Raw genomic sequence first — 25,785 nt, 5'->3', positions numbered from 1 at the left:
AACACCTCTTTTTCAACTTCTTTCTGGCTTCGATAACCTGAAGCAACCCACTGCCGAAAACATCATAACTCATTGAATCTCAAGGAGTTTTTCGTTTCGACTGCGCCGGAAGTGGGGCGAATTATAGACGTCTGGAATTCGCCGTCAACCATTAATTTCGCTTTTCTATAGATTGACGGAAAGAGCCGCTTATATATAGACGAAGCGACAGTGAATGCGCAGTATATTGCCCAACACCTAAAACAATACCCCCGCTCTCACTTTGGACGATGCCGCACGATGAACGACCAACCCCGCTCTCTTGCCTCCATGCTGTTCCCGGTTGGCCTGCTTTTGATAGCCATGGCATCGATCCAGTCCGGGGCCTCTCTGGCCAAAAGCATGTTTCCGGTGGTTGGCGCCCAAGGAACAACCACCCTGCGCTTGCTCTTCGCGAGCGTGATCATGTTGTTATTGCTACGCCCATGGCGAGCGAAGCTAACCACCAAGTCGTTGCGCACAGTGATCGTCTACGGCATGGCATTGGGCGGCATGAACTTCCTCTTCTATATGTCTTTGCGCACAGTTCCGCTGGGAATCGCCGTTGCTCTCGAATTCACCGGTCCGCTGGCTGTAGCCATATATGCATCCCGTCGCGCCATCGATTTTCTATGGATCGGCCTGGCAGCAACCGGACTGCTGCTGTTGATACCTACAGGGGCAACAACCGCAGGCATCGATGGGGTCGGCGCCGGGTATGCTTTAGGTGCCGGCGTCTGCTGGGCGCTTTACATCCTGTTCGGTCAGAAGGCCGGTGCCGACAACGGTGTTACAACCGCTGCGTTAGGCGTGATGATCGCAGCCCTGTTTGTGGCCCCCATAGGTATCGTGCATGCCGGAGCAGCTCTACTGACGCCATCGCTGATCCCGATTGCCATTGGCGTTGCCATCCTGTCCACCGCCCTTCCCTACACGCTGGAAATGGTCGCACTCACGCGTATGCCTGCACGCACCTTCGGTACATTAATGAGCATCGAACCCGCGTTCGGAGCGTTGTCGGGACTGCTGTTCCTGCAGGAATACCTCACACTGTCACAATGGCTGGCGATCCTGTGCATTATCCTGGCTTCCGTCGGCGCAACCATGACTATGGGTAGCGCGGCCAAGCCTGTCATTGCGGCAGATTGAAACAGGATTTGACGAAGGTCTGGCAATTGGCGTTCATTTAGGCCATGTTTAACCCCTTAACTCAGTGCCAGATATGGATTTTTTCGGATAGGGATATCGAAACGCTTAGAGTGCGAGCGAATACAGGCAGACCCGAGCGAGAGACTCGTGGCTGCTAGCTATAAGGACAGTAATGAAGCGAATTTTGATACTGGTAGCCGTACTCGCAGTCACTGGCTGCGCGGCAACGTCGAAAACTTCGGTAAAGCACGGCAAGAAAGGACTGCACATCAACTGTTCGGGACTCTCGTCCTCTTGGGATCGTTGCTATACCAGCGCAGCTACTTCCTGCGCTCCGAAAGGCTACAGGGTTATCGCCAAATCGGGGGATGCCGTGGAAGAGCCAGGCGACTATCCGTTTGGCCTCAACCCCGCTGGCTACACAAGTCGCAGCATGATCGTCATCTGTAAATAGATCACGGCCGTGTAGCGATCTGGCGTCCAATCTCGTTGTGACTGGACTTGAGCACCGCTCGCTGAATGTCCGGCGTGGCCAGCATACGCGCCACCACCAGCGCCCCCACACACTGCGACAGGACCGACCATGCCAGACTGTCGCTCTCAAGTATCTGCGCCCAACGCTCTTGAAGCTGACATATCCACAACTCTGCCTGTTCACGCACCTGAATATCCGAACGTGCGATTTCCGCCCCTAACGCAGGCAAGGCACAGCCGGATTCTGGCTGTTCAACGTGGGCCATACTCAAATAGTGCTTGAGACAGCGTTCCAGTCGCTCACGATCCTGCGTGCCCTGCCCGCCCAGTCGCTCAAGGCTTTGACCCAACTCTCGCTCGACGATGGCAGAGAACAACGCATCCTTGGACGAGAAGTGGCTGTAAAACGCCGCACCACTCAAGCCAATGGCTTTCATCAAGCCATCGACGCCAACCGTGGAAAACCCGGATCGCTTGGCTGACAGCGCACTGCTCTGCAAAAGTTTTTCCCGGGTTTGCAGTTTGTGACTGGCGGAGTAACGCATATGTTTGCTCTCGAACTGGCTGCCTTGACGTTGCCTGGATCCTAGCATAACGTTCGTTCACTTAACGATCGTTTAATAAAGGGGCTACCCATGAATAACAATAAGGTCGTATTGGTTGTCGGCGCTGGCGATGCGACGGGCGGCGCGATTGCAAAGCGCTTTGCCAGGGAAGGACTTATCGCCTGCGTCACGCGGCGCAACGCCGATAAATTGCAGCCGTTGGTGGAGGCCATTCGGGCCGAGGGTGGCGAAGCCCACGGCTTCGCCTGCGACGCGCGCAAGGAGGAAGACGTCATTGCACTGATCGAAGACATCGAAACTCGCGTCGGTCCGATTGAAGCCTTCGTATTCAACATCGGCGCGAACGTACCGTGCAGCATTCTCGAGGAAACCGCTCGCAAGTACTTCAAGATCTGGGAAATGGCCTGTTTTTCAGGTTTCCTCAATGCTCGCGAAGTGGCCAAACGCATGGTTACCCGTCAACGTGGCAGCATTCTCTTCACGGGCGCGACCGCCGGACTTCGCGGGGCGTCGGGTTTCGCCGCGTTCGCGGGTGCCAAACACGGTATCCGCGCTCTGGCACAGAGCATGGCGCGTGAATTGGGGCCGATGAACATTCACGTCGCGCATGTAGTGGTCGATGGCGCCATCGATACCGATTTCATCCGCAACAGCTTTCCCGAGAAGTACGCCTCCAAGGATCAGGACGGTATTCTCAACCCCGAACACATTGCCGAAAACTATTGGTATCTGCACAGTCAGCCACGGGATGCGTGGACGTTTGAGCTGGACCTGCGCCCTTGGAACGAGCGCTGGTAATCCCCCTCCATAACAATAAAGAGCGTTCAGCGATGATGAGCAAAACCGTGGAGTTCTATTTTGACCTCGGCAGCCCTGCCACTTACCTCGCCTATACCCAGTTGCCGAAGATATGCGCCGCGACCAACAGTGAGCTGATCTACATCCCTATGCTGCTGGGCGGCGTTTTCAAAGCCACCGGTAACGCCTCCCCGGCAATGATTCCGGCAAAAGGTCGCTATATGTTTCAGGATCTGGATCGCTATGCCAAACGCTATGGTGTCGCCCTGAGGTTCAACCCACACTTCCCCATCAATACGCTGACACTGATGCGCGCCGTGACAGGTGTTCAACTGCGTCAGCCAAATCGTTTCCAGGCCTTAATTGATTGCCTGTTTTGCGCACTTTGGGTAGAAGGCCGCAGCCTGGATGAACCAGCAACTGTCGCAGCGGTGTTGAGCGAACACGGTTTCGATCCACAAGAAGTACTGGCGCTGACCAACGACGAAACCGTCAAAGCCGTTCTTAAGGAAAATACGGAAACAGCGGTTAAGCGCGGAGTTTTCGGCGCGCCGAGCATGTTTATTGGCAATCAGATGTTCTTTGGCCAGGATCGCCTCGACTTTGTCGAAGAAGTGCTGCGCCAACCCTAGAGGAAGCTGTGACTCAGGCGCTGGTATCAGCGCCTGAGTTGCGGTCGATCAGATAGCGATAGTGCGAGTGTTCAGCCATTCCAGCGCCGCACCATCGAGCAACGGGCTCAGACGCTCACGCACTTGGGCATGATAGGTGTTGAACCACTGTTTCTCTTCCTGCGTCAGCAACGCAGGCTCCAGGCACCGAGTGTCGATCGGGCACAGCGTCAAGGTTTCAAACTTGAGGAATTCGCCGAATTCACTGCTGCCCGCCTCACGGTTCATCGCCAGGTTCTCGATACGCACGCCCCAACGACCCGGACGATAAGTGCCAGGCTCGATGGACGTGATCATCCCTGGCTGCATCGCCGTCTGCGGTGCCGGCGCCGCTTGATAGGCAATGACTTGCGGGCCCTCGTGAACGTTTAGGAAATAGCCTACGCCGTGACCGGTACCATGACCGTAATCCACGCTCTCAGCCCAGATTGGCGCACGAGCGATGGCATCAAGCAGCGGCGACAGAATGCCTTTCGGAAACTGCGCTCGCGACAGTGCAATCACGCCTTTCAAAACGCGCGTGCAATCGCGTTTCTGTTCTTCAGTCGGCGTACCGACCGGCACCATCCTTGTGATATCGGTCGTGCCGCCCAGGTACTGACCACCGGAGTCGATCAGCAGCAGACCATCGCCCTCGATCACCGCGTGTTCTTCTTCGGTGGCGTGATAATGCGGCATCGCGCCATTGGCATTGAACGCAGCAATGGTGTTGAAACTCAGCGAAACATAATCAGGACGACGTTCACGGGCAGCGGTGAGTTTCTCGTCGATGGTCAATTCGGTGATGCGTTCTCGGCCCCAGGCCGACTCCAGCCAGGCGAAAAATTCGCACAACGCTGCGCCATCCTGCTCCATTGCTTTGCGAATGTGCTGAGCATCGGCTTCGCTTTTTTGCGATTTGGCCAGCGTGGTCGGGTTCAAGCCTTCGACCAGTTTCACGCCGCTGTCGAGGTTATCCAGCAGACCGCTGGTGACTCGCGCCGGATCCACCAGCAGGCTGGCGCCATTCGGCACAGCGCGCAAGGCGTCAGCCACTTCGCTGTAATCGCGCAGCGTCACGCCATCTTTTTCGAGCACTGCGCGCAAATCTGCATCAACCTTGCTCAAGGCCACGAACAGCGTGGCTTGCTGTTGATTGATCAACGCGAAGGAAACAAACACCGGGTTGAACGAAACATCGCCGCCACGCAGGTTAAACAACCATGCAATGTCGTCGAGGGTGGCGATGAAATGCCAGTCTGCTCCGCGCTCCTGCATGGTTTCGCGAAGTTTGCCCAGCTTGTCGACACGGCTGACAGTCGCCTGTGGCGGCAGATGCTGATAGATCGGGGCATTCGGCAGACTCGGCCGATCGCTCCAGACTTCCTTCAGCAAATCGATATCGGTACGCAGTCGAGCGCCGCGTGCTTCAAGTTTACAGCTCAAGGTGCGCGCCGAAGCCACAGCCATTACTGCACCATCGACGGCAACCACACTACCTTGCGGCGTCTGCTCGGCCAGCCAGTCCAACGGACTCGGCTGACCCGGTTGCAACTTGACCAGTTCGATACCGCTACCCTTGAGTTCCTTGGTCGCCTGCTCCCAGTAACGACTGTCAGCCCAGACGCCGGCGAAATCTGCGGTGACAATCAAAGTCCCGACCGAGCCGTGGAAGCCCGAAAGCCATTGCCGGCCTTGCCAGTAGCCCGGCAGATATTCCGACAAATGCGGGTCGGCCGACGGCACCAACAACGCATGAATGCCTTCGCGGCGCATCAGTTCGCGGGTCTGCGCAAGGCGCTGGGGCACCGATCCTTCGGTCGAGGTCTGGTTACTCATCATGTCTCCTGCCAATCACTTCATCGTGATTATTCGTAGCCGTTAGGTCGGCTGGTTAAAGACCTGTCGCCCAGAATGCCGGAGCACTGGCGCAGGCGGTTTTGATCAATTCTACGGCCTTGTCGATATCCTCGGCCGTTGTAAAACGGCCAAGGCTCAAGCGAATAGTGCGTTCGGCTAGACGTGCGTCATGCCCCAACGCCAACAGCACATGGGACGGCGCGTTGCTTGCCGAGTTGCAGGCCGAGGTTGCGGAAAACGCCATCGAATGGCTCAGCGCCGCGCTGTTGAACTCGCCTTCGCCGAAGGTCAGGCTCAAGGTGTGCGGGATACGGTGGCTCGCGCTGCCGTTGAGATTGACGCCCGGCAAGCTCAGCAGTGGTTCGAGCAGACGCTCGCGCAGCGCGACGATGGACGTCTTCTCTTCATCAAAGGAGGCTGCAGCCAAGGCAAACGCCGCGCCCATACCGGCAATCTGGTGGGTCGCCAGAGTCCCGGAACGAAGCCCTCCCTCGTGGCCGCCGCCATGGATCTGCGCCTGCAAACGTTGCTGCGCCCGCGGGCCGACATACAGGGCGCCGATGCCTTTGGGACCGTATAGCTTGTGCGCCGAAAACGACATCAGATCGACCGGCCACTGCGCCAGATCGATTGCCACTTTGCCGGCACCTTGAGCCGCATCGACATGGAACAGTGCTTGGCGGCCACGCACGACCTCGCCGATGGCGGGGATGTCGTTGACCGTGCCGAGTTCGTTGTTGACCAGCATCAGTGACACCAGAAAGGTGTCATCGCGCATCGCTTCGCTGACAGCCTGCGGCGTGATCAGGCCGTCGGTGTCCGGCACAAGATAGGTCACGGTGATGCCGGCGTCCTGCAATTGGCGGGCGGTATCGAGGACGGCTTTGTGTTCGATCTGGCTGGTAATGATGTGGCCGCCCGGCACACCGCGCGCTTGGGCCACGCCTTTGAGGGCGAGGTTATTGGACTCGGTGGCACCGGAGGTCCAGACGATCTGTCCGGCTTGCGCACCCACCAGTTCGGCGACTTGCCGGCGAGCCTGCTCGACCGTTTTCCGGGCCTGCTGGCCGAACGCGTGGGAGCTGGAAGCCGGGTTGCCGAAATTACCGTGAAACCCCAGACATTCGATCATCACCTGGATGACACGCTCGTCCACCGGTGTGGTGGCGGCGTAATCGAAATACAACGGACGTGTGTTCATAAAAGACTCGCAGAGCGTGTTCCGGGATCAGGAGGCTCGTGTCTGCAAACGGCACAGCGCAGCCTCGTGAGCTGCGCGTCGGTTGGAGAGCGTCATCAATACCTGATCGGATGCCGTTAAAGAAGAACAACTTCATTTAAAAGTGCGTAGGAACGCTCCTGAAGCCGAGCTTAACAGGCATCGGGCCGGCGATTGAAGCAATGCGTCAGCTAAAGCTTTCGAGAAGTAACGGGTACAGCGAAATCAACAGCAACGTGGCCATTCCCCAGTTGAAAACACGCAACCAGCGCGGATCCTTCAGCACATTGCGCAATAGCGTACCGCACGCGGCCCAGACGCCGACGCTCGGTAGATTGATGATGGCGAACACGGCGGCGATCACCAGCACATTGGTGAAATAACCCTGCATCGGCGTGTAGGTACTGATGGCACCGATGGCCATGATCCACGCCTTGGGATTGACCCACTGGAACGCTGCAGCACCCAGATAGCTGATCGGCTTGCCTTCGCCTTGCGCGCTGTCACCGACAGGCCCGGAGCGCGCGATTTTCCACGCCAGATACAGCAGATATACGGCGCCGACGTAGCGCAGCACCGTATAAAGAATCGGATAGTTCTGAAATACCGCGCCCAAACCAAAACCCACCGCCACCACCAGAACAAAGAAGCCGCAGGTGATGCCGAGCATGTGCGGGATAGTACGGTTGAAACCGAAATTTACCCCCGATGCCAGCAACATGGTGTTGTTCGGCCCCGGCGTAATCGAGGTGACAAGGGCAAACAGGGCAAAGCCCAGCAGAAGATCAAGCGAGAGGGTCATGGTGGGCAATCCATCAAGGTCATTCAGATGTTGACCCTATCCCACGCAGCCCAGTAAACCCACGGACAGTTAGGTAAAACTTCAAGCAGTACAGTTGCCTTTCAGCTTGAGCGGCCATGCAGCTGTACGGCACGCTCGGCGCTCATTTCGCCTTGTTTATCGAAACCAAATGCTTTGGGTGACTGGCCAAGCAACAAGGCTTTTTTCGCGTGATATTCGTCAAAGGACAAACCACTGCGATTGAGGGCCTCCATCGCCAACTCACGGGTTTCTTCGGGGGTGTAGGGACGTTGTTCCGGGGAGACATGGGTGGCACATCCGGCAAGCACGGAAACCACGAGCAACAGCGAAAGGGTCAGTAAACGATTCATGGGGAGCGTCCTGGCAAGCAGTGTGGAGTCGATGGACAAAGGCTACGCCCGGCCGCGCTCGAGCAAAAATCAACGCTCTCGATAGTGGCTATCAGAATTTGACCATTTCCCCGCAAATGGCTGATCCGGTTTTCGATCTACCCGACCAGATGGCAGTGCAGTGCATCGTCCTGACTGCGGGCGATGCTGCTCAGCACCTGGAACGAATTGAACGTGACGGTTTTCGCTTGATGGGCGCGGATCAACTGCCAAAAATCCTGCTCACCATTCTCGAAACTGCTGAATGCCGCCTCCCCGGCCTCGCGGCTCTGCCATTGCAGAAAACTCAACACCCGCCGGCCATCGTCGCTGGCCTGCACGCTGGCGCTGACAAACCCCTCGTAGCGCAGGGCCAGACGCTCGGTTTGCACCGACAACGCCAAGACCAGTGCCGTTTGCTGCCGAGGTTCGATCTCGAATTCGATCAACTGGGTGAAGCTACGATTTTTCGCTGATGCTTGCATGAAAAGCCCCCTCGTATCTGTATGACGAATCTTGCGACTCGAAGGATCGCAGGGTAAAACCTCTAGTTAAGTCAAGGTCAAGAGCTGTTTCAGATGATCACCAAAGAAAACCTACACAAGCCGTTAAGCGTGGGTGAAGTCGCGGCCCGCAGCGGCGTTGCAGTCACCGCCCTGCACTTTTATGAAGCCAAGGGGTTGATCAAAAGCCAGCGCAATGGCGGAAATCAGCGGCGTTATCCACGCGCAGTGCTACGGCGGGTAGCGCTGATCAAGGTTGCACAGCGCCTGGGCATTACGCTGGCGGAGATTGGCGAGGCATTGAAAATCCTGCCGGATGATCGTGCCCCGACCGCGGCGGACTGGAAGATCCTGTCGCAGCAGTGGCAGCGCGAACTGGATGAGCGGATCAACCAACTGACGCTGCTGCGCGACCGACTCAATGGCTGCATTGGTTGTGGCTGCCTGTCGATGGAGGCTTGTCCGCTGCGCAATCAGGGCGATGTGCTGGGAGAACAAGGACCCGGGCCGCACTTTCTCTAATACGGATATGGGGTGCTGCTCGTCGGGCAAAAATCCTCGCCGCAAGGACAGTTCTATAGTGAATTTTCCACCTGTGGGGTGGAGCCACATCTCTTCGAATAAAAATCAGGGAGAACGTCATGAGCGTCAAACCCATCCCGGAGGGGTATCACAGCATTACCCCATACCTGGGCATCCAAAAGGCCGCCGAGGCCATCGATTTCTATAAGAAAGCCTTCGGTGCCACGGAAGTCATGCGCCTGGCCATGCCCGATGGCGGCATCGGCCACGCGGAACTGCGTATCGGCGACAGCGCAATCATGCTCGGCTCGCCGTGTGATCAAGGGCCACTGAGCAGCCCCGACAAAGCGGTATCGGTCGGTTTGCATCTGTATGTGACTGATGTCGACAAATCATTTCAACGGGCGCTGGACGCCGGGGCGACGACGGTGTCCGAGGTCAAGGACCAGTTTTACGGTGATCGCAGCGGCACGTTGAAGGATCCCTATGGGCATTTGTGGTTTCTGGCCACACGCAAGGAGGATCTGACAGAGGAGCAAATCAGGCAGCGGGCAATGGAGATGTTCAGTCAGGGTTAGATTTTTGCGTGGCAGGTCTGGCCTCCTCACGAGTAAGCCCGCTCTCACAGGGTTGTTTGGCGCGGTTGCTTCACCTGCCAGCGCTACTTACCGAGATCCCCAAGAGCAGTTCTGGATCATCCGGAGAATTGCGAAACATTTACTTTCATATCGTTTATCGGGATTTGCTTCGCTCATCCGTCTTATAGGGATACAGGCCTTTCGCGTAGGCAAAAGCCACGACTGCGCCTTTCAGGGACGCCAACTACGAAGCCCGTAGTCACGCGGCCTTTCACCGAATCAAGACGCGTAATCATGTCGAAGAAATCCCGCTCCAAACTGTGGTTCCTGGCACATAGCTGGCTTGCATTGCCCATCTGGTTTTTTGTCCTGATCGTCTGCGTCACCGGCACGCTGGCGGTCGTCAGCCAGGAGATTGTCTGGCTGGCCAACCCGCAAATGCGCGCCAGCCAGCCCTCAGACGATGCCCCGCTGCTCAGCTACGACCAGATTCTGGCTGCGATCAAAAAGGCCGAGCCCCAGACACTGGTGCAAAGCATCAGCCGTCCGGACGAATCACACTTTGCCCTTGATGTCGAAGTCAGCTACCCCGACGGGCGCTCACTGACGGTCTACGTCAACCCGTACACCGGCGTCATTCAGGGCACTGCGCCCGCCTTCGACTTCAAGGCTTTCACCCGCGCCCTGCATGGCTGGTGGCTGGTGCCATTCACCAACGGTTTCAGTTGGGGGTGGTATCTGGTGTCGTTTCTGGGCGTGCCCATGCTGGTCTCGTTGATGACCGGACTGGTGGTCTACAAGCGCTTCTGGAAAGGTTTTCTGCGTCCGACCCTGCGTGTGCGCCACGGAGCACGCATCTTCTGGGGCGACTTCCATCGACTGTGCGGCATCTGGTCGATCTGGTTCATTGCGGTCATTTCCATTACCGGCATCTGGTTCCTGATCCGGGCGATTCTGTTTGATAACCAGATTTCCATCTCCAGCGAACCGATCATCCCGGCCATGTCCCGAGAAAGCGTACCCGTTTCAGCAACAGGCACGCCGCCGCCACATATCAGCCTGGATCACGCCATCGAGATCGCTCAACAGAAGATTCCGGGGCTGCAAGCCAGTTTTGTCAGCCTGCCGGGTAACGCCTACAGCCACATGAGCGTCGGCGGTCGCGGCTGGTATCCATTGATGTTCCAGACCGCGACGCTCAACCCGTACAACGGTGACCTGGCCGCTTTACGGTTACTGTCCGATCGCTCCTCGCTGGAGTTCGTAACCGAATCCATGCGCCCGCTGCACACCGGTGACTTCGGCGGAATCTGGATCAAGCTGATCTGGTTTTTCTTCGGCCTGCTGCTGAGCATGATGGTGCTCAGTGGCCTGCTGATCTGGACCAAGCGTACCGCGCTGGCGACCGCCAACGCGCTGAAGCGCGAGGACAAGAAAACCCGCATCAAGGCGCAAGCGGCCATGAGCCGTGAACCTTCGCAGGCCAGCCTGTGAGCAAGTCAACCTTGATCAAGCGGCCATCCCGACTGTCTCGCTTCTGGCACAAGTGGCGGTTTCACATCAATGTTCTGCTGTTGTTGATCCCCCTGGGCTTCATGCCCAAATACTTCGCCGATGCCTCATTGTTTCGCGGCGACAGTGGCCTGGGTCAGCACGAGATCGGTGATATCCAGGTCGGGCCCTGGAGCCTGCGATTGGCCGAACTTCGCAATGAAGCCCCCATCCTCACGGGGCCGGCCGGCTATATGAAGAGTTTTAGCGCGGCCCTCTGCGAGACCTGTATCGAACAGGTCAAGGCCACCTATCTGCGCATCGGCAAGCCGCGCAGCCTGCGTGCAGCCGGCGTGATCTTCTTCGGTACGCCTTACCGAATGGGCACACAACTGCCGATCCCGGAAAAAACCAAAGCTGACGCCGAACTGTGGATCACCCTGGAGGGCTGGGACGGCAGCATGCATCAGGCCTCGATTCCCCTGAGCCAGGCCTCCCCCGCCACCATTGCCTGGCTGAACAAACAAGGAGCCAACCCATGAGCCCCGCTCAACGCCCTTCCCGTCTGCGACTGAGGGCCGCGCTGCTGGTACTGTGCGCCGGCTTCAGCGCCGGCGCCCTGGCGCACAACCCGATGTGCGAGTGCAAAGCCATTGATGCCGAGCAGATCAAATGCACCGGCGGTTTCTCCGACGGCAGCGGCGCGCCGGGGGTAACCCTCGACGTGATCGGCTACGACGAGACGATTCTGGTGCCGGGCAAACTCGGTAGCGACTCGACCCTGACCTTCAAGAAACCCGGCACCGAGTTCTACGTACTGTTCGATGCCGGTCCGGGGCACGTCGTGGAAATCGACCAAGCGGACATCGAGGCACCATGAGTACGCCAACCACCCAAGTTGTGCGCCCGGCTGGAGCCGGCCATGAAACCCTCAACGTTTTGCTGCTGTGCCTGCTGATCCTCGCGATAGCAGGTTCCGTGGTGGCATGGCGCAGGGTTTCCCACGAACCGGAGCCCGTTGCCAGCCATCAGTTCGATGCCCGGCGCGACCTCAGCGCCGCCGAGCAGGGCATTTATGCCGATCTGCGCGTGACGCTGGACGAAATCCAGTTGCTGCGCGAAGAACAGAAAACCCTGCCGTCCCCACAAGGCCTGGCCGATGAAGGTTTCGCCCCGTTTGCTCAGGACGTCAGCGCGATCAGCCGTGGCGGCCATGCCTGGCAAATACTCGCGGACAGCGCCTACTTCGGCCATAGCCAGACACCCGCCGTCGCCGGTTCGTTTCTGATGCGCGTAACCGCCGATGACAAGGCTGCACCGGATATCTGGCTCAATCGTGATGCGGGTCTGCAAGCGCCACCGAAACTGACCGACACCGCCCTGTCCGCCGCCGGGTGGAAACAGATCGTCGCGCAATACGATGCCGGGGTTACCCGCGAACATCGTCATTGATTCCTCGCCCTTATTCGAGAGAAGACCGCTTGCCCATGTCTATTTCATCGCCTCGCCGTCCGTTATTACGTTTGTTTCTAGCGGGCCTTTGCGCCTGCCTGCTGAGCCCGCTAGCGAGCGCCGATCCGGCCAAACGCCTGCGTATCGGCATCACCTTGCATCCTTATTACAGCTATGTGGCGAACATCGTCGGCGACAAGGCTGAGGTCGTGCCGCTGATTCCTGCGGGTTTCAATCCGCACGCCTACGAACCCCGGGCCGAGGACATCAAACGCATCAGCGGTCTGGATGTGATCGTGCTCAACGGTGTCGGCCATGATGATTTCGCCGACCGCATGATCGCGGCCAGCGAAACGCCAAACGTCAACACCATCGAAGCCAACGAAAACGTGCCGCTGCTGGCCGCCACCGGGGTCGCCGCACGCGGTGCCGGCAAAGTCGTGAATCCGCATACGTTCCTGTCGATCAGCGCCTCTATCGCGCAGGTCAACAACATCGCTCGCGAGCTGGGCAAACTCGATCCGGACAACGCCAAGACCTACACCCAAAATGCCCGCGCCTACGGCAAACGCCTGCGGCAGATGCGTGCCGATGCGCTCGCCAAACTGACCCAGGCACCCAACGCCCAATTGCGCGTCGCCACGGTTCACGCCGCTTATGACTACCTGCTGCGCGAATTCGGCCTGGAAGTGACCGCGGTGGTTGAACCGGCCCACGGTATTGAACCGAGCCCGAGCCAGTTGAAAAAGACCATCGACCAGTTGCGCGAACTGGACGTAAAAGTGATTTTTTCGGAAATGGACTTCCCATCCACGTATGTCGACACCATTGAGCGTGAGTCAGGCGTGAAGCTGTACCCGCTGTCGCACATTTCTTACGGTGAATACGCGGCAGACAAGTACGAAAAGGAAATGACCGGCAACCTCAACACCGTGGTTCGGGCGATTCAGGAGTCCGGCGCATGACGGTAAAACAAACCCTTTCTGACGCATCCAGATCCGCTGTGAGAGCGAGCTTGCTCGCGCAGGTTTCGGGGCCGACGCTGGATTTTGCCGAAGTCAGTCTGACGCTGGGGCGCACCACGATTCTCGACAACGTAACCTTTGAGGTACAGCCCGGCAGCGTGCATGCACTGGTCGGCCCCAACGGGGGTGGCAAGAGCTCGCTGATCAAGACGTTGCTGGGGCAAATGCCGCATCAGGGGCAGTTGAGCCTGCAATGGCCCGGCATGCCCGGCACCATCGGCTACGTCCCGCAGGCGCTGGAATTCGATCGCGGTTTGCCGATGACAGTCGACGATTTCATGGCCGCCATGTGCCAGCGCCGGCCGGCGTTTCTCGGATTGAGCAAGCGCTACGCCGGCGCCATCGGTGCGGCACTGGAGCGCGTCGGCATGCAGGACAAACGCAAACGCCGCATGGGCGCGCTGTCCGGCGGTGAACGTCAGCGAGTGCTCCTCGCGCAAGGGCTGATCCCGGCGCCGCAACTGCTGGTGCTCGACGAACCCATGTCGGCTCTGGACGAAGCCGGGATCCAGGTATTCGAACGCCTGCTCGGCGACTGGCGCACAGCGGGCATCACCGTGCTGTGGATCGAACATGATCTGGACGCGGTCGGGCGTCTGGCCGATCGCGTCACCGGTCTCAACCGTCGCGTGCTGTTCGACGCCACACCGCAACAGGCATTGACTCCGGAACGCCTGCTGAGTTTGTTTTCGACCCATCCACGGAGCGTTGCCTGATGAGTTATGAAGCCTTTCGTCTGATGGTCCAGGGCTGGGCCTCCTCCGGTTACCTGCCCGAAGCGCTGGCCTATGGTTTTGTGGTCAATGCATTGCTTGCCGGTCTGTTGATCGGCCCGGTACTCGGTGGCCTCGGCACGCTGGTGGTGGTCAAGCGCTTCGCGTTTTTCTCGGAGGCGGTGGGCCATGCGGCGCTGACCGGCGTGGCCATCGGCATCCTGCTCGGCGAACCCTACACCGGACCTTACGGCAGCCTGCTCGGTTACTGCCTGCTGTTCGGCATCCTGCTCAATTACCTGCGCAACCGCACCGGTCTGGCACCCGACACCCTGATCGGCGTGTTCCTGTCAGTGTCGCTGGCATTGGGCGCGAGTCTGCTGCTGATTCTGGCGGGCAAGATCAACGTGCACATTCTGGAGAACGTGCTGTTCGGTTCGGTGCTGACCGTCAACGGCAACGATCTTGCAGTGCTGGCCATCGTCGGTTCGCTGGTCATGGCGCTGGCCCTGCCGCTGTACAACCGCATCATGCTCGCCAGTTTCAACCCGCAACTGGCCGCCGTGCGCGGCGTGGCCGTAAAGACTCTGGATTACCTGTTCGTGATTCTGGTGACACTGATCACCGTCGCGGCCGTGAAAGTCATCGGCGCAATTCTGGTGGGCGCCCTGCTGGTGATTCCGGCGGCGGCGGCGCGTTTGCTCAGCCAGTCGCTCAAGGGCTTTTTCGGGTGTTCGGTATTGATTGCCACCGTCAGCACCCTGTGCGGGATTCTCGCGCCGATCGTGTTTGATCTGCCGATTCCGTCCGGCGCCGCGATCATTCTGGTCGCCGGCATCGCCTTCGCCCTCGCCGCCATCGCGCGCGGTGTCATCCCCAGTCTGAAAGGGAACCTTGGATAAATGGCTTTTTCATTGCGCAACCTGACGTTGGCCATGGCCCTGTGCGGCGTGGTCGCAACGCCTTTGATGGCCGCCGAAAGCGCCAAAACCCTGCGAGTGCTCGCCTCGCTGCCAATCACCTATGGCCTGGGCGAGGTGCTGCTCAAAGGCACCGACGTCAGCCTGGAACGTGCGGCACCGGCCAACCTGCCGGGCAGTCGCCAGACCGCCTACTTCACCGGGCGCGGCGCGCCGGCGTTGAGCAAACTGGCAACCGGCGCCGATGCGGTGATCGGTGTGCGCTCGCTGTGGGCCGATGATCCGCTGTACCCGATCGCCCGCCGCAGCAACATCCGTATCGTTGAAGTCGATGCTGCCCGTCCGGTCGACGGCGCCCTGCCCGGCATCGCTGTGCAACCGGGGTTGAAGGTCGATGGTTTGAACAGTCAGCCATGGCTGGCGAGCAACAACATGGGACGCATGGCCGACGTGATGGCCGCCGATCTGGTGCGTTTGGCACCGACCGCCAAGCCGAGGATCGAGGCGAATCTGGCGGCGTTGAAACAGCGCTTGCTCAAGCTCAGCGCCGACAGCGAAGCGCGTCTGGCCAGTACCGATAATCTGAGTGTGATGAGCTTGAGCGATCACTTCGGGTATCTGATCGGCAGCCTGAACCTGGAGCTGATCGGTCAGGACCCACGCCCTGATGCTGACTGGGCACCTGAAGATCTGAAGCAACTGACGGCGACGCTAAAAGACAATGAGGTGGCGCTGGTGTTGCACCATCGACAGCCGTCGGAGGCGGTAAAAGCGGCGATTGCTGAATCGGGTAGTCGGCTGTTGGTGTTGAGTACAGATGCGGCGGACCCGGTGGCTGAACTGGAAGGCAATGTCGACGAGTTGCTCAAGGGGTTGAGTGCAGTTACAGCGCATTAACGCTCTACATGATCAAATCCCGGAAATGACAAAACCCGCTGACTGCATCCAGTCCAGCGGGTTTCTTTTTTTGCCTGGCCGCTTATTGAGCGGCTGTCAGACCTTCCATCTTCTGGCGCAGGCTCAGCGGACGCATGTCAGTCCAGACTTCCTCGATGTAGGCCAGGCATTCCTTCTTCAAGCCGCTCTTGCCCACGGTGCGCCAACCCTCTGGCACGGCTTTGTAATCCGGCCAGATCGAGTACTGCTCTTCGTGGTTGACCACGACCTGAAAGAGGATGTCCTCGCGGTCGAATACTGACGTCATGCTGATTCTCCATCGTTGTAAGGGTGGGCTGCTCGAAGGGTGCAGCCGGGTATGTAGAAAGAACGTTCGGCGTGGTGAAAAATTTAGAGTGCCGCGATGGCCGCGCCCAGGGCGCGACCGAAAATCTCGGCAACACGGTCGATCTCGGCAGCGGTGATCACCAGCGGCGGCAGGAAACGCACCACCGCGCCATGACGGCCACCCAGTTCCAGAATCAAGCCACGCTTGAGGCATTCGCGCTGCACCAGTGGCGCCAGTCGCGCAAACGACGGTGGATGGCCGAGCGCATCCGGGGCGCCATTCGGATCGACCAACTCGACACCAAGCATCAAACCGCGACCACGAACATCGCCCAGTTGCGGGAAATCCCGTTGCAGGATGCGCAGGTGCTCACTCAAACGCTCGCCCATGGCGGCGGCGTGTTCGCACACCCTGTGTTCGACCAGATACCGCATGACCGCAGAGCCTGCAGCCATCGCCATCTGATTGCCCCGGAAGGTACCGGCGTGGGCGCCTGGTTGCCAGGTGTCGAGCCAGTCGCGATAGACCACCACCGCCAGCGGCAGACTGCCGCCGATGGCTTTGGACAGCACCACCACGTCCGGGGTGATGCCGGCGTGTTCAAAGGCGAACATCTTGCCTGTACGGGCGAAACCGCTCTGGATCTCATCGACAATCAACGCCACGCCAGCCTTCTCGGTGATCCGGCGCAAACCGCGCAGCCATTCGATATCGGCGGGGATCACACCGCCCTCGCCCTGCACCGCCTCGACGATCACCGCCGCAGGCAATTGCACGCCCGCTTCAGGATCGTTCAGCAGGTTTTCCAGATAGCTCAGGTTTGCCTTCACCCCCGCCGCGCCACCGAGGCCAAACGGGCAACGGTAGTCATACGGGAATGGCATGAACTGCACGCCGCTGCTGAGCAAAGCCCCCAGCGGTTTTTTCGGCCCCAGGCTGCCCATCAGGCTCAATGCCCCCTGGCTCATGCCGTGATAACCGCCGGAGAACGACAGCACCGTACTGCGCCCGGTGGCAGTGCGCACCAGTTTCAACGCCGCTTCCACTGCATCAGTGCCGGTCGGGCCGCAGAACTGGATTTTCGCTTGCGCCGCCAGCGCCGGGGGCAGCAGGCCGAACAGATCCTGGACAAACTGATCCTTGACCGGGGTGGTCAGATCCAGCGTATGCAGCGGCAATTCATCGGCCAGCACCTGCTGGATCGCCTCGATCACCACCGGATGGTTATGCCCCAGCGCCAACGTGCCGGCACCGGCCAGGCAGTCGATGAAAGTACGCCCCTCGACGTCTTCGACATACAAGCCCCTGGCGCGCTTGAGTGCCAGCGGAATGCGGCGTGGATAGCTGCGGGCATTGGATTCCTGCCGGGCCTGACGGGCCAGCAATGGCGATTCATTGAACTGATACAGGGTTTCCGCTGGCGCCGAGATGACCCGGGCCGACGACGCTTCGATAAGGCTGGTGGCGACTGACATCTCTCGACTCCTCAATTGGCTATGGATAGCGACCAAAACAGCACACCCGACAATTACGCATTCCAGTCACGGCGCGCACTTGCAGGTTTTCCTGTTCTGGAAACGCTTAAGCGAGGTGAGGATTTAGGCCCTTGATCGACTCGTCATCCGGGCAACGGCAACGGCTTGTACATGGGCAGGACCTGCAAGCCTTGGTGTGCCAGGGATGGTTCGGATTCGTGATACCCCAGATGACGATAAAAGGCTTCACCGGTGCAAGTGCTGTTGAGGTGGGCGTGAAGCGCCCCCCGAACCCGCAGCCAGCCTTCAAGATCATTCATCAGCGCCCGCCCCACGCCACGGCGAAAGGATTGCGGCTGTACATAGCAGAACACAATGTCGCCGCTGACCCGGGCCATGCCGACACCGACCGGTTTGTCCGCCTGCAAAGCGATACTCAAGTAGAAGTGCGGATCGGCGAGCCGGGCACTGATGGCGTCAGCGCTATGCTGTCGGGTCCAGCCACTGACGAGCAGCGGGTCATTGCGATGATCGAGCGCACAACCGAAACGGATCGAATGTTCGATGATACGGCTGATGATTCCGACATCGGCCAGAATGGCCGGACGAGTGCAGATGGGTGCTTCCATGGCGCAGTTCCCTCAATCCATTGAGTCAAAGCTTGGATGACCTTAACCCCAAGCCAGCCGGATAGCGAACGCCGAGAAGTTACATTTGATGAGCCAAAACACTGATCCTTTGTGGGATTCATGCTGGATTCAGGCCGGTTGCAACGGCATGGTCAGTTCAACCCGCAACCCGTCCGGGCGGCTGTCGAAATGCAGCGCGCAGTCGCAACGCTGGACGATTGCCTGAACAATCGCCAGGCCCAGGCCGCAGCCCGTGCTCTGGCCATTGCGCCAGAAGCGCTGGGTCAGATGCTGCAGATCGTCCTGCGCAATGCCGGGGCCGTGGTCACGCACGACAAAGCGTACGCGGTTGCCGATGGTTTCCAGGCTCACCTCGACCGCACAGTCCTCGGGCGTGTGGCGCAGGGCGTTGTCGAGCAGATTGCGCAGCGCGGCAATCGACAGCACCGCTGGCATTTGCAATGGCGCTGCCGAGAGATTGGCCGGCACCTGCAATTCGATCCGCTGACGTTCACCACCCGTGGCGTCCTGAATGGCGAGTCTGGCCACTTGTTCGGCGCTGCATTGCGAACCGTCATCAAACGAGAGACTGCCCTCAACCCGCGCCAGCAACAGCAACTGCTCAAGTGTGCGATGCAGACGGTCGGCGCCCTCCTCGGCCCGTGCCAGCGACTGATCGCGGGCACTGCCGTCGGTCATGCGTGCCACTTGCAGGTGCGTCTTGATCGCCGTCAGCGGGCTGCGCAGTTCGTGGGCCGCGTCACCGGTCAGGCGACGTTCACGTTCGATGGTCTTGCCGATGCGCTGGAACAACTGATTCTGGGTGTCGAGCAAAGGCTTCAGTTCGCTGGGAAACGACTGCAACTGCAACGGCTCAAGCGAATCGGCATTACGCCGCATCAAAGCTTCGCGCAGACGGTTGAGCGGCGCCAGCCCTTGGCCGATCCCCAGCCACAGCAGGCACAGACATCCGAGTAACGCCACCCCCACCGGCACCGACGCCGCCAGCAGGATCGACATGTTCAGGGCTTCGCGTTCAATCTGCCGGTCCGCCGTGGTGATCCGCACATCGCCCCGGGCGAGGGTGAAACTGCGCCACGGCGCGCCGTCGATCATCTGGTCGTGGAAGCCCATTTTCTCGGCCTCCAGCGCTTGTTCAGGATGGTTGTGACTGCGGGCGAGAATCTCCCCGCGCAGCGAACTGACCTGACAGGCCATGCCGCCGGGAATGTTCAGTTGCTCGGCACTGAAATGAGTGCCCTCTCCTTTGCTCGGCAAGGCCGGCAGTTGCTCCAGCAGCCCGGCAACCATGCGTGCTGAAGCCACCAGACGCTGATCGAGGGAAAACATCATCTGATTGCGCAGATCGCTGAGCATCCACGCCGCTGCCAGCGCCCAGATCAGCGCAAACGCAGCGCCGAGGGTCAGGCTCAGGCGCAATCGCAGACTCATCACTTGTTCTGATCTCCACCATCGGCCGGCCCGAGGCGATAGCCCAGCCCTCGCACAGTCTCGACAATGCCTTTGCCCAGTTTGCTGCGCAGGTGATGGATATGCACGTTCAGCGCGTTGCTTTCCAGCTCATCATTGAAACCGTAGACGCTGTCTTTCAATTGTTCGGTGGAAAGCACTCGGCCCCGGTTGTGCAGGAGGGCTTGGAGCAGCGATTGTTCGCGTCGCGACAAATCCACCGGCTGCCCGGCCAGGGTGGTTTCACGGCTGCTCGGGTCGTAGGTCAGCGCCCCGTGTTCAATCAGGTTGACGCTGCGCCCGGCCACTCGACGCAGCAGGGTTTGCAGACGCGCAAAAAGCTCACGCAGATCAAACGGTTTGAGCAAGTAATCGTCAGCGCCAGCCTGCAAGCCGTTGACGCGGTCGGTGACCGAATCGCGTGCAGTCAGAATCAGCACGGGAATCTCCAGGCCTTGTTGGCGTAGCTGCTGCAACAGTTTGAGCCCATCTTCGTCGGGCAGGCCGAGATCAAGCACCATCACGTCAAACTCGGCGACCTTGAGTATCGCCCGCGCCTTGGACGCGGTGTTGACGTGCTCCACAGTCAAGCCCTGGGCAGTGAGACCGGCGACGATACCGCTGGCGATCAACTCATCGTCTTCACAAACCAGTACGTGCATGGCAGCTCCCTGAGCAAAAGACGTGAGTGAAGCAAGTGAGGATTAAGCCGCAATTATGGCGATCCCCGCGTGTGACGCAAAGCACAGCGAACAATCGAGCGGGCCAGCACCCTGTGATCGCCCACTCCAATAGTCGGATGTTGCGCTAGATCATGTCCATCCAGCGCTTCCAGAAATAAAAAACCACACCTTTTCACTACATACAAATAACTTTTCCAGATAGTTTGAACACGCCTCACAAAAACAACCCTGATTAAATGGACTTAAAACATGCGTCAATTAAAAAACTTCGTCGCCGTCGACTGGCGCTCTGGCCCCGATCGCATTTACTTCTTTTTCAAAGACACCGACACCTATTCTCGATTCGATATCGGCGACCGACAAGTGCCGGACGGCTATCCCGGCCCCACTAAAGGCAGCTGGGACAAGTTCGACCCGTACACCAAACACTTGCGCTTCGGCTTCACCACCACGTCACTGGGGTTTAACGCCGGCAGCGACGAAGATATCGCCTGGCTGTTCTTCTACAACGGCGACACGCCGACAGTCTGCAAGTACAACCAGGACGAAGACAAAGTATCGGGCATTTACAAATTGGCCGACACGCTCTGGAAGCCGATACTTCCTTACTTTGACAAGATCATTACCGGTACATGGGCAGAGATTACGGGCCATTCTTTCCTGTTCAGATTCATCCTCAATGACGGGCATTACCTGACGTTCGACTTCAGAGCAAAAACACTGACCCGCAATGCGTTGGGCCAGCATAGGCTGGGCGCCCTTGTTCCTTATAAAAACCGGATCATCACCGGCGCACAAAATGATCGGACTTTCGCAGACAGCTATTGGTATATCTTCCTGACCGGCAACCAATACCTTGTTTACAACATACTGACAGACCGGCTCGTATCCGGCCCGCACAACATCAATGAAACCAATTGGCCGGGGCTGCTGCGCGACTGAGCCATTGTGTGACAGCCGCCGTACAAACAAACCTTAAAGCAGCAAACTTACCACTTTTATATGAATGGAATCAGACATGCCTGAATTAAAAAATTTTGTCGCTGTGGACTGGCGCGCAGGAGAAGACCGGATTTATTTTTTCTTCAAAGACACCAACACCTACTCACGCTTCAACATTGGTGACAATGAAGTACCGGAGGGGTACCCCACACCTGTCAAGGGTCGCTGGGACACTCTCAATGACGTAAAAAACCTGCGTTTCGGCTTCACTACAACCGGAATCCCTCGGGAGAAAGTATTCTTCGATGACCGCGATATTCTGTGGTTGTTCTCTTATCAGGATAAAACTCCGGTGGTGACGTGGTACAACCAGGATACCGACAAAGTCATGGGCCACCAGCTCCTCGAACATTCAATGTGGCACCGCCTGAAACCGTACTTTGAGCGAATTATCGGAGGTACCTGGTGGCCGATTCTCGCAAAAGACAAATATTTCCGGTTTCTGTTAAGCGATGGCACTACCCTCAGCTTAAACCTGGCACGCGACACGATCAGTCACAGAACGATCAACGAGAATAATTGGCCGGGCTTGTCGCGCTATAAACATCGAATGATTTCCGTTGCACAAAATGATCGTACATCGGACAGCTCAGTTCTTTACATTTTCCTGACCAACCACGAGTACCTGAGATACGACATGGACAATTCACTAACGTACGGCCCAATGTCGGTCAATGACGGTACCTGGCCAGGACTGTTGCGTGACTGACTCGCCAAGAGGCTTCACAGGGCGCGGTTAATCATCGGTTAATCGCCACCGCCCATTCTGCGCTTCACTTGCACAGGGACAAGGCTCCTACATGCGTCATTTCTTTCTACTGTTTGCGCTTCTGATTTCGAGTCTGGCCCAGGCAGGAAACAATCCATTTGAAACAAAACCCGAGTTTCTACCGGTCGACCAGGCGTTCGCGCTCACGTCCGAACGCCTGGAATCCGGTGAAACCCAGCTATTCTGGCAAATTACAGACGGCTACTACCTGTACCAGAAACGCCTGAAATTCGACGGGCTGACGGCCGAGCAGCAGCCGGCACTGCCCGAGGGCGAATCCCACAGCGACGAGTTTTTCGGTGAACAACCGGTGTATCGCCAAGGGCTGGAGGTAAAAATTCCTGCGGCGGCCACCGGTCAAATCAAAGTCAGCTACCAGGGCTGTGCCGATGCGGGCTTGTGTTATCCGCCGCAAACCCGGGTCATCGACCTCGGGGGCGAAGCGCAAACCAATGCGAGCGCCGAGGCACCGGATCAAGCCCTGGCCAGCAGCCTGCAACAACGGGCGCTGGGCTGGAGCCTGCTGGTGTTTTTCGGCCTTGGCCTGCTATTGGCGTTCACCCCTTGCACATTGCCGATGCTGCCCATCCTGGCCGGGATGATTGTCGGCAGTGGCGCGACGCCACGTCGCGGTTTCGCGCTGGCCAGCAGTTATGTGATCTGCATGGCACTGGTGTATGCCGCGATGGGCGTGATCGCCGCACTGCTGGGGGCGAACCTGCAGGCCTGGTTGCAAAATCCTTGGCTGCTGGGTGCCTTCGCCGCCGTGTTCGTGGTGCTGGCATTGCCGATGTTCGGTTTCTTTGAACTGCAATTGCCGGTCGCGCTGCGGGACCGACTGGAACACGCTTCGCGCAGCCGCACCGGTGGCAGCCTGATTGGCGCGGGTGTACTCGGCGCGCTGTCCGGTTTGCTGGTGGGCCCCTGCATGACCGCGCCACTGGCCGGTGCGCTGCTGTACATCGCACAGAGCGGTAACGCCCTGCATGGCGGTCTGATTCTGTTCGCGCTGGGGATCGGCATTGGCGTACCGCTGTTGCTGCTGGTGACGGTCGGCAATCGCTTCCTGCCAAAACCCGGTGACTGGATGAACCTGCTCAAAGGCGTGTTCGGCTTCCTGTTCCTCGCCACCGCATTGTTGATGTTGCGCCCGGTGCTGGATCCGTCTTTGTGGCAGGGTTTGTGCGGTGCCCTGTTGTTGATCGCCGCTTATAGCGCCTGGAAACAATCCGAAGGTTATGGCCGGGTTGCCCAGATGTTCGGTGCCACGTCCTTGCTGCTCGGGTTGTGGGGCAGTTTGCTGGTGATCGGCGCCGCTGGCGGCAGCGACGATCCGTACCAGCCGTTGCAGGTCTACAGCGCCGGCCGTGTCACCAACGCCGCAACGAGTGGCCATGACGCGTTCACCACTCTCAAGGATCCGGCGGCACTGCAACGCGAACTGGATACCGCCAAGGCCCAGGGCCAGTGGGTGCTGCTCGATTACTACGCCGACTGGTGCGTGTCGTGCAAAGTCATGGAAAAGCAGGTGTTCGGCAAGGACAAGGTGATGCAGGCACTGAGCGATGTGCGCCTGCTGCGACTGGATGTCACCGCCGACAACGCCGCCAGCCGTGAACTGCTCGGTCGCTACAAAGTACCGGGACCACCCAGCTTCGTGTGGATCGGCGCCGACGGCAAGGAACGCCGTAGCCAGCGCATTACCGGTGAAGTCGATGCCGATACGTTCCTGCAACGCTGGACCGCCACCCGGGACGCCAACTGATGCTGACCTTCACCCTCGGCACGTTTGCCATCGCGCTTAATCACCTGCTGCTGATCAGTGCATTGGCACTGGCAACCTTTGTTGGCTGGCGGGTGGCCAAGCGTGGTGGCGATAACCCCGAGTCAGCGTTGTTCAGCCTGTTTCTGCTCGGCATACTCGCGGCCCGCATCGCATTTGTCGCCATGTACTGGAGCCACTATCGCAATGATCCGTGGCAGATCATCGACCTGCGCGATGGTGGTTTTCTTGCCTGGCCGGGGGTGATCGTATTGCTGTTGGCGGCGCTGTATCGTGGCTGGCGTCGCCCGGGGGCGCGTCGACCGCTGGGGTTCGGCGTCGCCAGCGGCGTGGCCTTCTGGCTGCTGGCGACCTTGTCGTTGAATATCTACGAACAAGGTACCCGCTTGCCGGACATCTCTCTGCGCAACGCGGCCGGGGAGACCATCAAACTCAGCGACTATCAGGGCGGGCCACTGGTGATCAACCTGTGGGCGACCTGGTGCCCGCCCTGCCGGCGGGAGATGCCGGTACTGGAAAGTGCCCAACAGCAACGCCCCGATTTGACCTTCCTGTTCGTCAATCAGGCCGAAAGCATGCAGAGCGTGGCGACGTTTCTCGAAACCCAGGGTCTGAGCCTGAGCAACGTGTTGTTCGACCGTGGCGGCCGCCTGGGTCAGGCCGTGGGTTCCATGGCATTACCCACTACCCTGTTCTATAGCCCTGACGGCCGGCTGTTGGCCAGTCATCTGGGCGAACTGTCCAACGCCAGTCTGGCCCGCGCCCTGGAAAACTTCGACGCCCCGAACCGAGCCACAGGCCCGGCCACCTCTGCAAGGAAACTGCCATGCACCGCCTCCGCCACCTGCTGACGCTGACCCTGGGCACAGCCCTGCTCCACCTGCCGTCCGTTCAGGCCGCTGAAGAGTTACCGGCCGCGATCAAAAAGATCGAAGCCAAAGGCGCAAAAATCGTCGGCCAGTTCGACGCCCCGGACGGCTTGCGTGGTTATGCCGCGCAATACCAGAACCGTGGCATGGCGCTGTACCTGACCCCGGACGGTCAACACGTTTTGCTGGGCAACCTGTACGACGCCGACGGCAAGGACCTGAGCAGCGAACCGCTGCAAAAACTGGTCTACGCGCCGATGGCCAAGGAAGTCTGGGCCAAGTTTGAAGCGAGCAACTGGATTCAGGACGGCAACAAGGATGCACCCCGCACGGTGTACCTGTTCAGCGACCCGAACTGCCCGTATTGCAACATGTTCTGGGAACAGGCACGGCCGTGGGTCAACTCCGGCAAGGTGCAATTACGGCACATCATGGTCGGGATCATTCGCGAAGACAGCCCGGGTAAATCTGCTGCGCTGCTGGCCGCCAAGGATCCGGCAAAGGCCCTGCAAGACCACGAAAAGGCAGGCAAGGGCAGTTCGCTCAAAGCGTTGAAAGACATCCCGGCGGCGGTGCAGACCAAACTGGCGGCAAACATGCAGTTGATGGAAGACCTGGACCTGCAAGCCACGCCAGCGATTTTCTATATGGACGACAAGGGCGAACTGCAACAGCAACAAGGCGCGCCGACGCCGGACAAGTTGGCGAAGATTCTTGGGCCTAAATAACACTGGACATTGTTGAGGCTACT

General features: G+C 58.9%; 30 protein-coding genes. 19 read left to right on the top strand and 11 right to left on the bottom strand.

The features are described 5' to 3' along the window. Positions 1-279 precede the first annotated feature (279 nt). Together rhtA and AACY11_RS21740 are read left to right on the top strand one after the other, a co-directional pair. Positions 280-1,167: a threonine/homoserine exporter RhtA gene (gene rhtA, locus AACY11_RS21745; RefSeq protein WP_339431265.1), complete on the top strand. Its 888-nt coding sequence runs from the start codon at positions 280-282 to the stop codon at positions 1,165-1,167. Positions 1,168-1,339: 172 nt separating this feature from the next. Beyond that, positions 1,340-1,621 (top strand): hypothetical protein, encoded by a 282-nt coding sequence (locus AACY11_RS21740; RefSeq protein WP_339431264.1) that lies wholly within the window; start codon positions 1,340-1,342, stop codon positions 1,619-1,621. A 1-nt stretch (position 1,622) separates the two neighbouring features. On the opposite strand, the gene AACY11_RS21735 is transcribed toward AACY11_RS21740, so the two are convergent. Beyond that, positions 1,623-2,186 (bottom strand): TetR/AcrR family transcriptional regulator, encoded by a 564-nt coding sequence (locus AACY11_RS21735; RefSeq protein WP_339431263.1) that lies wholly within the window; start codon positions 2,184-2,186, stop codon positions 1,623-1,625. 90 nt (positions 2,187-2,276) lie between these two features. Here AACY11_RS21735 and AACY11_RS21730 point away from each other — a divergent pair, with 90 nt between their 5' ends. Further along, positions 2,277-3,005, top strand: coding sequence for an SDR family oxidoreductase (locus AACY11_RS21730; RefSeq protein WP_339495700.1), 729 nt, complete (start codon positions 2,277-2,279; stop codon positions 3,003-3,005). A gap of 35 nt (positions 3,006-3,040) precedes the next feature. Then, positions 3,041-3,637 carry a 2-hydroxychromene-2-carboxylate isomerase gene (locus AACY11_RS21725; RefSeq protein WP_339495702.1) on the top strand — a complete coding sequence of 199 codons (597 nt, stop codon included), beginning with the start codon at positions 3,041-3,043 and terminating at the stop codon, positions 3,635-3,637. A 48-nt stretch (positions 3,638-3,685) separates the two neighbouring features. On the opposite strand, the gene AACY11_RS21720 is transcribed toward AACY11_RS21725, so the two are convergent. The 5 genes from AACY11_RS21720 to AACY11_RS21700 form a co-directional block, all read right to left on the bottom strand. Further along, entirely contained in the window at positions 3,686-5,494 is a 1,809-nt protein-coding gene (locus tag AACY11_RS21720) for an aminopeptidase P family protein (RefSeq protein WP_339464771.1), read from the bottom strand. Positions 5,495-5,549: 55 nt separating this feature from the next. Further along, positions 5,550-6,716 carry an aminotransferase class V-fold PLP-dependent enzyme gene (locus tag AACY11_RS21715; RefSeq protein WP_339495699.1) on the bottom strand — a complete coding sequence of 389 codons (1,167 nt, stop codon included), beginning with the start codon at positions 6,714-6,716 and terminating at the stop codon, positions 5,550-5,552. Between the two features lie 205 nt (positions 6,717-6,921). After that, positions 6,922-7,536 (bottom strand): LysE family translocator, encoded by a 615-nt coding sequence (locus AACY11_RS21710; RefSeq protein WP_339431259.1) that lies wholly within the window; start codon positions 7,534-7,536, stop codon positions 6,922-6,924. 101 nt (positions 7,537-7,637) lie between these two features. Beyond that, entirely contained in the window at positions 7,638-7,907 is a 270-nt protein-coding gene (locus tag AACY11_RS21705; protein WP_339431258.1) for a hypothetical protein, read from the bottom strand. A 137-nt stretch (positions 7,908-8,044) separates the two neighbouring features. Further along, positions 8,045-8,410 (bottom strand): antibiotic biosynthesis monooxygenase, encoded by a 366-nt coding sequence (locus AACY11_RS21700; protein ID WP_339495698.1) that lies wholly within the window; start codon positions 8,408-8,410, stop codon positions 8,045-8,047. A 93-nt stretch (positions 8,411-8,503) separates the two neighbouring features. On the opposite strand from AACY11_RS21700, the gene soxR reads away from it, so the two are divergent. The 10 genes from soxR (at position 8,504) to AACY11_RS21650 (ending at position 16,026) form a co-directional block, all read left to right on the top strand. Continuing rightward, entirely contained in the window at positions 8,504-8,950 is a 447-nt protein-coding gene (soxR, locus tag AACY11_RS21695) for a redox-sensitive transcriptional activator SoxR (RefSeq protein ID WP_339431256.1), read from the top strand. A gap of 119 nt (positions 8,951-9,069) precedes the next feature. Further along, positions 9,070-9,528: a VOC family protein gene (locus tag AACY11_RS21690; protein WP_339431255.1), complete on the top strand. Its 459-nt coding sequence runs from the start codon at positions 9,070-9,072 to the stop codon at positions 9,526-9,528. 294 nt (positions 9,529-9,822) lie between these two features. Continuing rightward, positions 9,823-11,022, top strand: a complete 1,200-nt coding sequence (locus AACY11_RS21685) for a PepSY-associated TM helix domain-containing protein (RefSeq protein WP_339431254.1) — start codon at positions 9,823-9,825, stop codon at positions 11,020-11,022. Then, entirely contained in the window at positions 11,019-11,561 is a 543-nt protein-coding gene (locus AACY11_RS21680) for a thiamine pyrophosphate-binding protein (RefSeq protein ID WP_339431253.1), read from the top strand. The genes AACY11_RS21685 and AACY11_RS21680 overlap by 4 nt, the downstream gene beginning before the upstream one ends. Next, entirely contained in the window at positions 11,558-11,899 is a 342-nt protein-coding gene (locus tag AACY11_RS21675) for a hypothetical protein (protein WP_339431252.1), read from the top strand. Before AACY11_RS21680 ends, AACY11_RS21675 begins: the two co-directional genes overlap by 4 nt. After that, positions 11,896-12,471 (top strand): DUF6162 family protein, encoded by a 576-nt coding sequence (locus AACY11_RS21670; RefSeq protein WP_339464773.1) that lies wholly within the window; start codon positions 11,896-11,898, stop codon positions 12,469-12,471. The genes AACY11_RS21675 and AACY11_RS21670 overlap by 4 nt, the downstream gene beginning before the upstream one ends. A 35-nt stretch (positions 12,472-12,506) precedes the next feature. Then, complete coding sequence (locus AACY11_RS21665; protein WP_339431250.1) at positions 12,507-13,436, top strand: metal ABC transporter substrate-binding protein; 930 nt, start codon at positions 12,507-12,509, stop codon at positions 13,434-13,436. Beyond that, positions 13,433-14,212, top strand: coding sequence for a metal ABC transporter ATP-binding protein (locus AACY11_RS21660; protein WP_339495697.1), 780 nt, complete (start codon positions 13,433-13,435; stop codon positions 14,210-14,212). The genes AACY11_RS21665 and AACY11_RS21660 overlap by 4 nt, the downstream gene beginning before the upstream one ends. Next, positions 14,212-15,111 (top strand): metal ABC transporter permease, encoded by a 900-nt coding sequence (locus tag AACY11_RS21655; RefSeq protein WP_339495696.1) that lies wholly within the window; start codon positions 14,212-14,214, stop codon positions 15,109-15,111. The genes AACY11_RS21660 and AACY11_RS21655 overlap by 1 nt, the downstream gene beginning before the upstream one ends. Beyond that, on the top strand, positions 15,112-16,026 hold the full coding sequence (locus AACY11_RS21650; RefSeq protein ID WP_339495695.1) for a metal ABC transporter substrate-binding protein: 915 nt from the start codon (positions 15,112-15,114) through the stop codon (positions 16,024-16,026). It abuts the gene before it with no gap. Positions 16,027-16,108: 82 nt separating this feature from the next. On the opposite strand, the gene AACY11_RS21645 is transcribed toward AACY11_RS21650, so the two are convergent. The 5 genes from AACY11_RS21645 to AACY11_RS21625 form a co-directional block, all read right to left on the bottom strand. Then, positions 16,109-16,333, bottom strand: a complete 225-nt coding sequence (locus AACY11_RS21645; protein ID WP_221729142.1) for an MbtH family protein — start codon at positions 16,331-16,333, stop codon at positions 16,109-16,111. Positions 16,334-16,416: 83 nt separating this feature from the next. Next, complete coding sequence (locus AACY11_RS21640; protein ID WP_339495694.1) at positions 16,417-17,829, bottom strand: aspartate aminotransferase family protein; 1,413 nt, start codon at positions 17,827-17,829, stop codon at positions 16,417-16,419. Between the two features lie 143 nt (positions 17,830-17,972). Further along, positions 17,973-18,458: a GNAT family N-acetyltransferase gene (locus tag AACY11_RS21635; protein WP_339495693.1), complete on the bottom strand. Its 486-nt coding sequence runs from the start codon at positions 18,456-18,458 to the stop codon at positions 17,973-17,975. 129 nt (positions 18,459-18,587) lie between these two features. Further along, complete coding sequence (locus tag AACY11_RS21630; RefSeq protein WP_339431244.1) at positions 18,588-19,910, bottom strand: ATP-binding protein; 1,323 nt, start codon at positions 19,908-19,910, stop codon at positions 18,588-18,590. Beyond that, entirely contained in the window at positions 19,910-20,590 is a 681-nt protein-coding gene (locus tag AACY11_RS21625) for a response regulator (protein ID WP_221729146.1), read from the bottom strand. Before AACY11_RS21625 ends, AACY11_RS21630 begins: the two co-directional genes overlap by 1 nt. 270 nt (positions 20,591-20,860) lie before the next feature. Here AACY11_RS21625 and AACY11_RS21620 point away from each other — a divergent pair, with 270 nt between their 5' ends. The 5 genes from AACY11_RS21620 (at position 20,861) to dsbG (ending at position 25,762) form a co-directional block, all read left to right on the top strand. Continuing rightward, positions 20,861-21,553, top strand: coding sequence for a hypothetical protein (locus AACY11_RS21620; RefSeq protein ID WP_339431243.1), 693 nt, complete (start codon positions 20,861-20,863; stop codon positions 21,551-21,553). Positions 21,554-21,629: 76 nt separating this feature from the next. Beyond that, a complete protein-coding gene (locus tag AACY11_RS21615; protein WP_339431242.1) occupies positions 21,630-22,322 on the top strand; it encodes a hypothetical protein in 693 nt (230 codons plus the stop codon). Positions 22,323-22,413: 91 nt separating this feature from the next. Beyond that, positions 22,414-24,147: a protein-disulfide reductase DsbD gene (gene dsbD, locus AACY11_RS21610; RefSeq protein WP_339495692.1), complete on the top strand. Its 1,734-nt coding sequence runs from the start codon at positions 22,414-22,416 to the stop codon at positions 24,145-24,147. Then, positions 24,147-25,016 carry a TlpA disulfide reductase family protein gene (locus tag AACY11_RS21605; RefSeq protein ID WP_339495691.1) on the top strand — a complete coding sequence of 290 codons (870 nt, stop codon included), beginning with the start codon at positions 24,147-24,149 and terminating at the stop codon, positions 25,014-25,016. The genes dsbD and AACY11_RS21605 overlap by 1 nt, the downstream gene beginning before the upstream one ends. Beyond that, positions 24,992-25,762 (top strand): thiol:disulfide interchange protein DsbG, encoded by a 771-nt coding sequence (gene dsbG / locus AACY11_RS21600; RefSeq protein ID WP_221729151.1) that lies wholly within the window; start codon positions 24,992-24,994, stop codon positions 25,760-25,762. The genes AACY11_RS21605 and dsbG overlap by 25 nt, the downstream gene beginning before the upstream one ends. The last annotated feature ends 23 nt before the right edge of the window (positions 25,763-25,785 follow it).

The organism is Pseudomonas sp. RA_105y_Pfl2_P56 (assembly GCF_963970845.1).
GTDB lineage: Bacteria > Pseudomonadota > Gammaproteobacteria > Pseudomonadales > Pseudomonadaceae > Aquipseudomonas > Aquipseudomonas baetica_A.
This window is presented reverse-complemented; position numbering and strand designations above follow the sequence as displayed.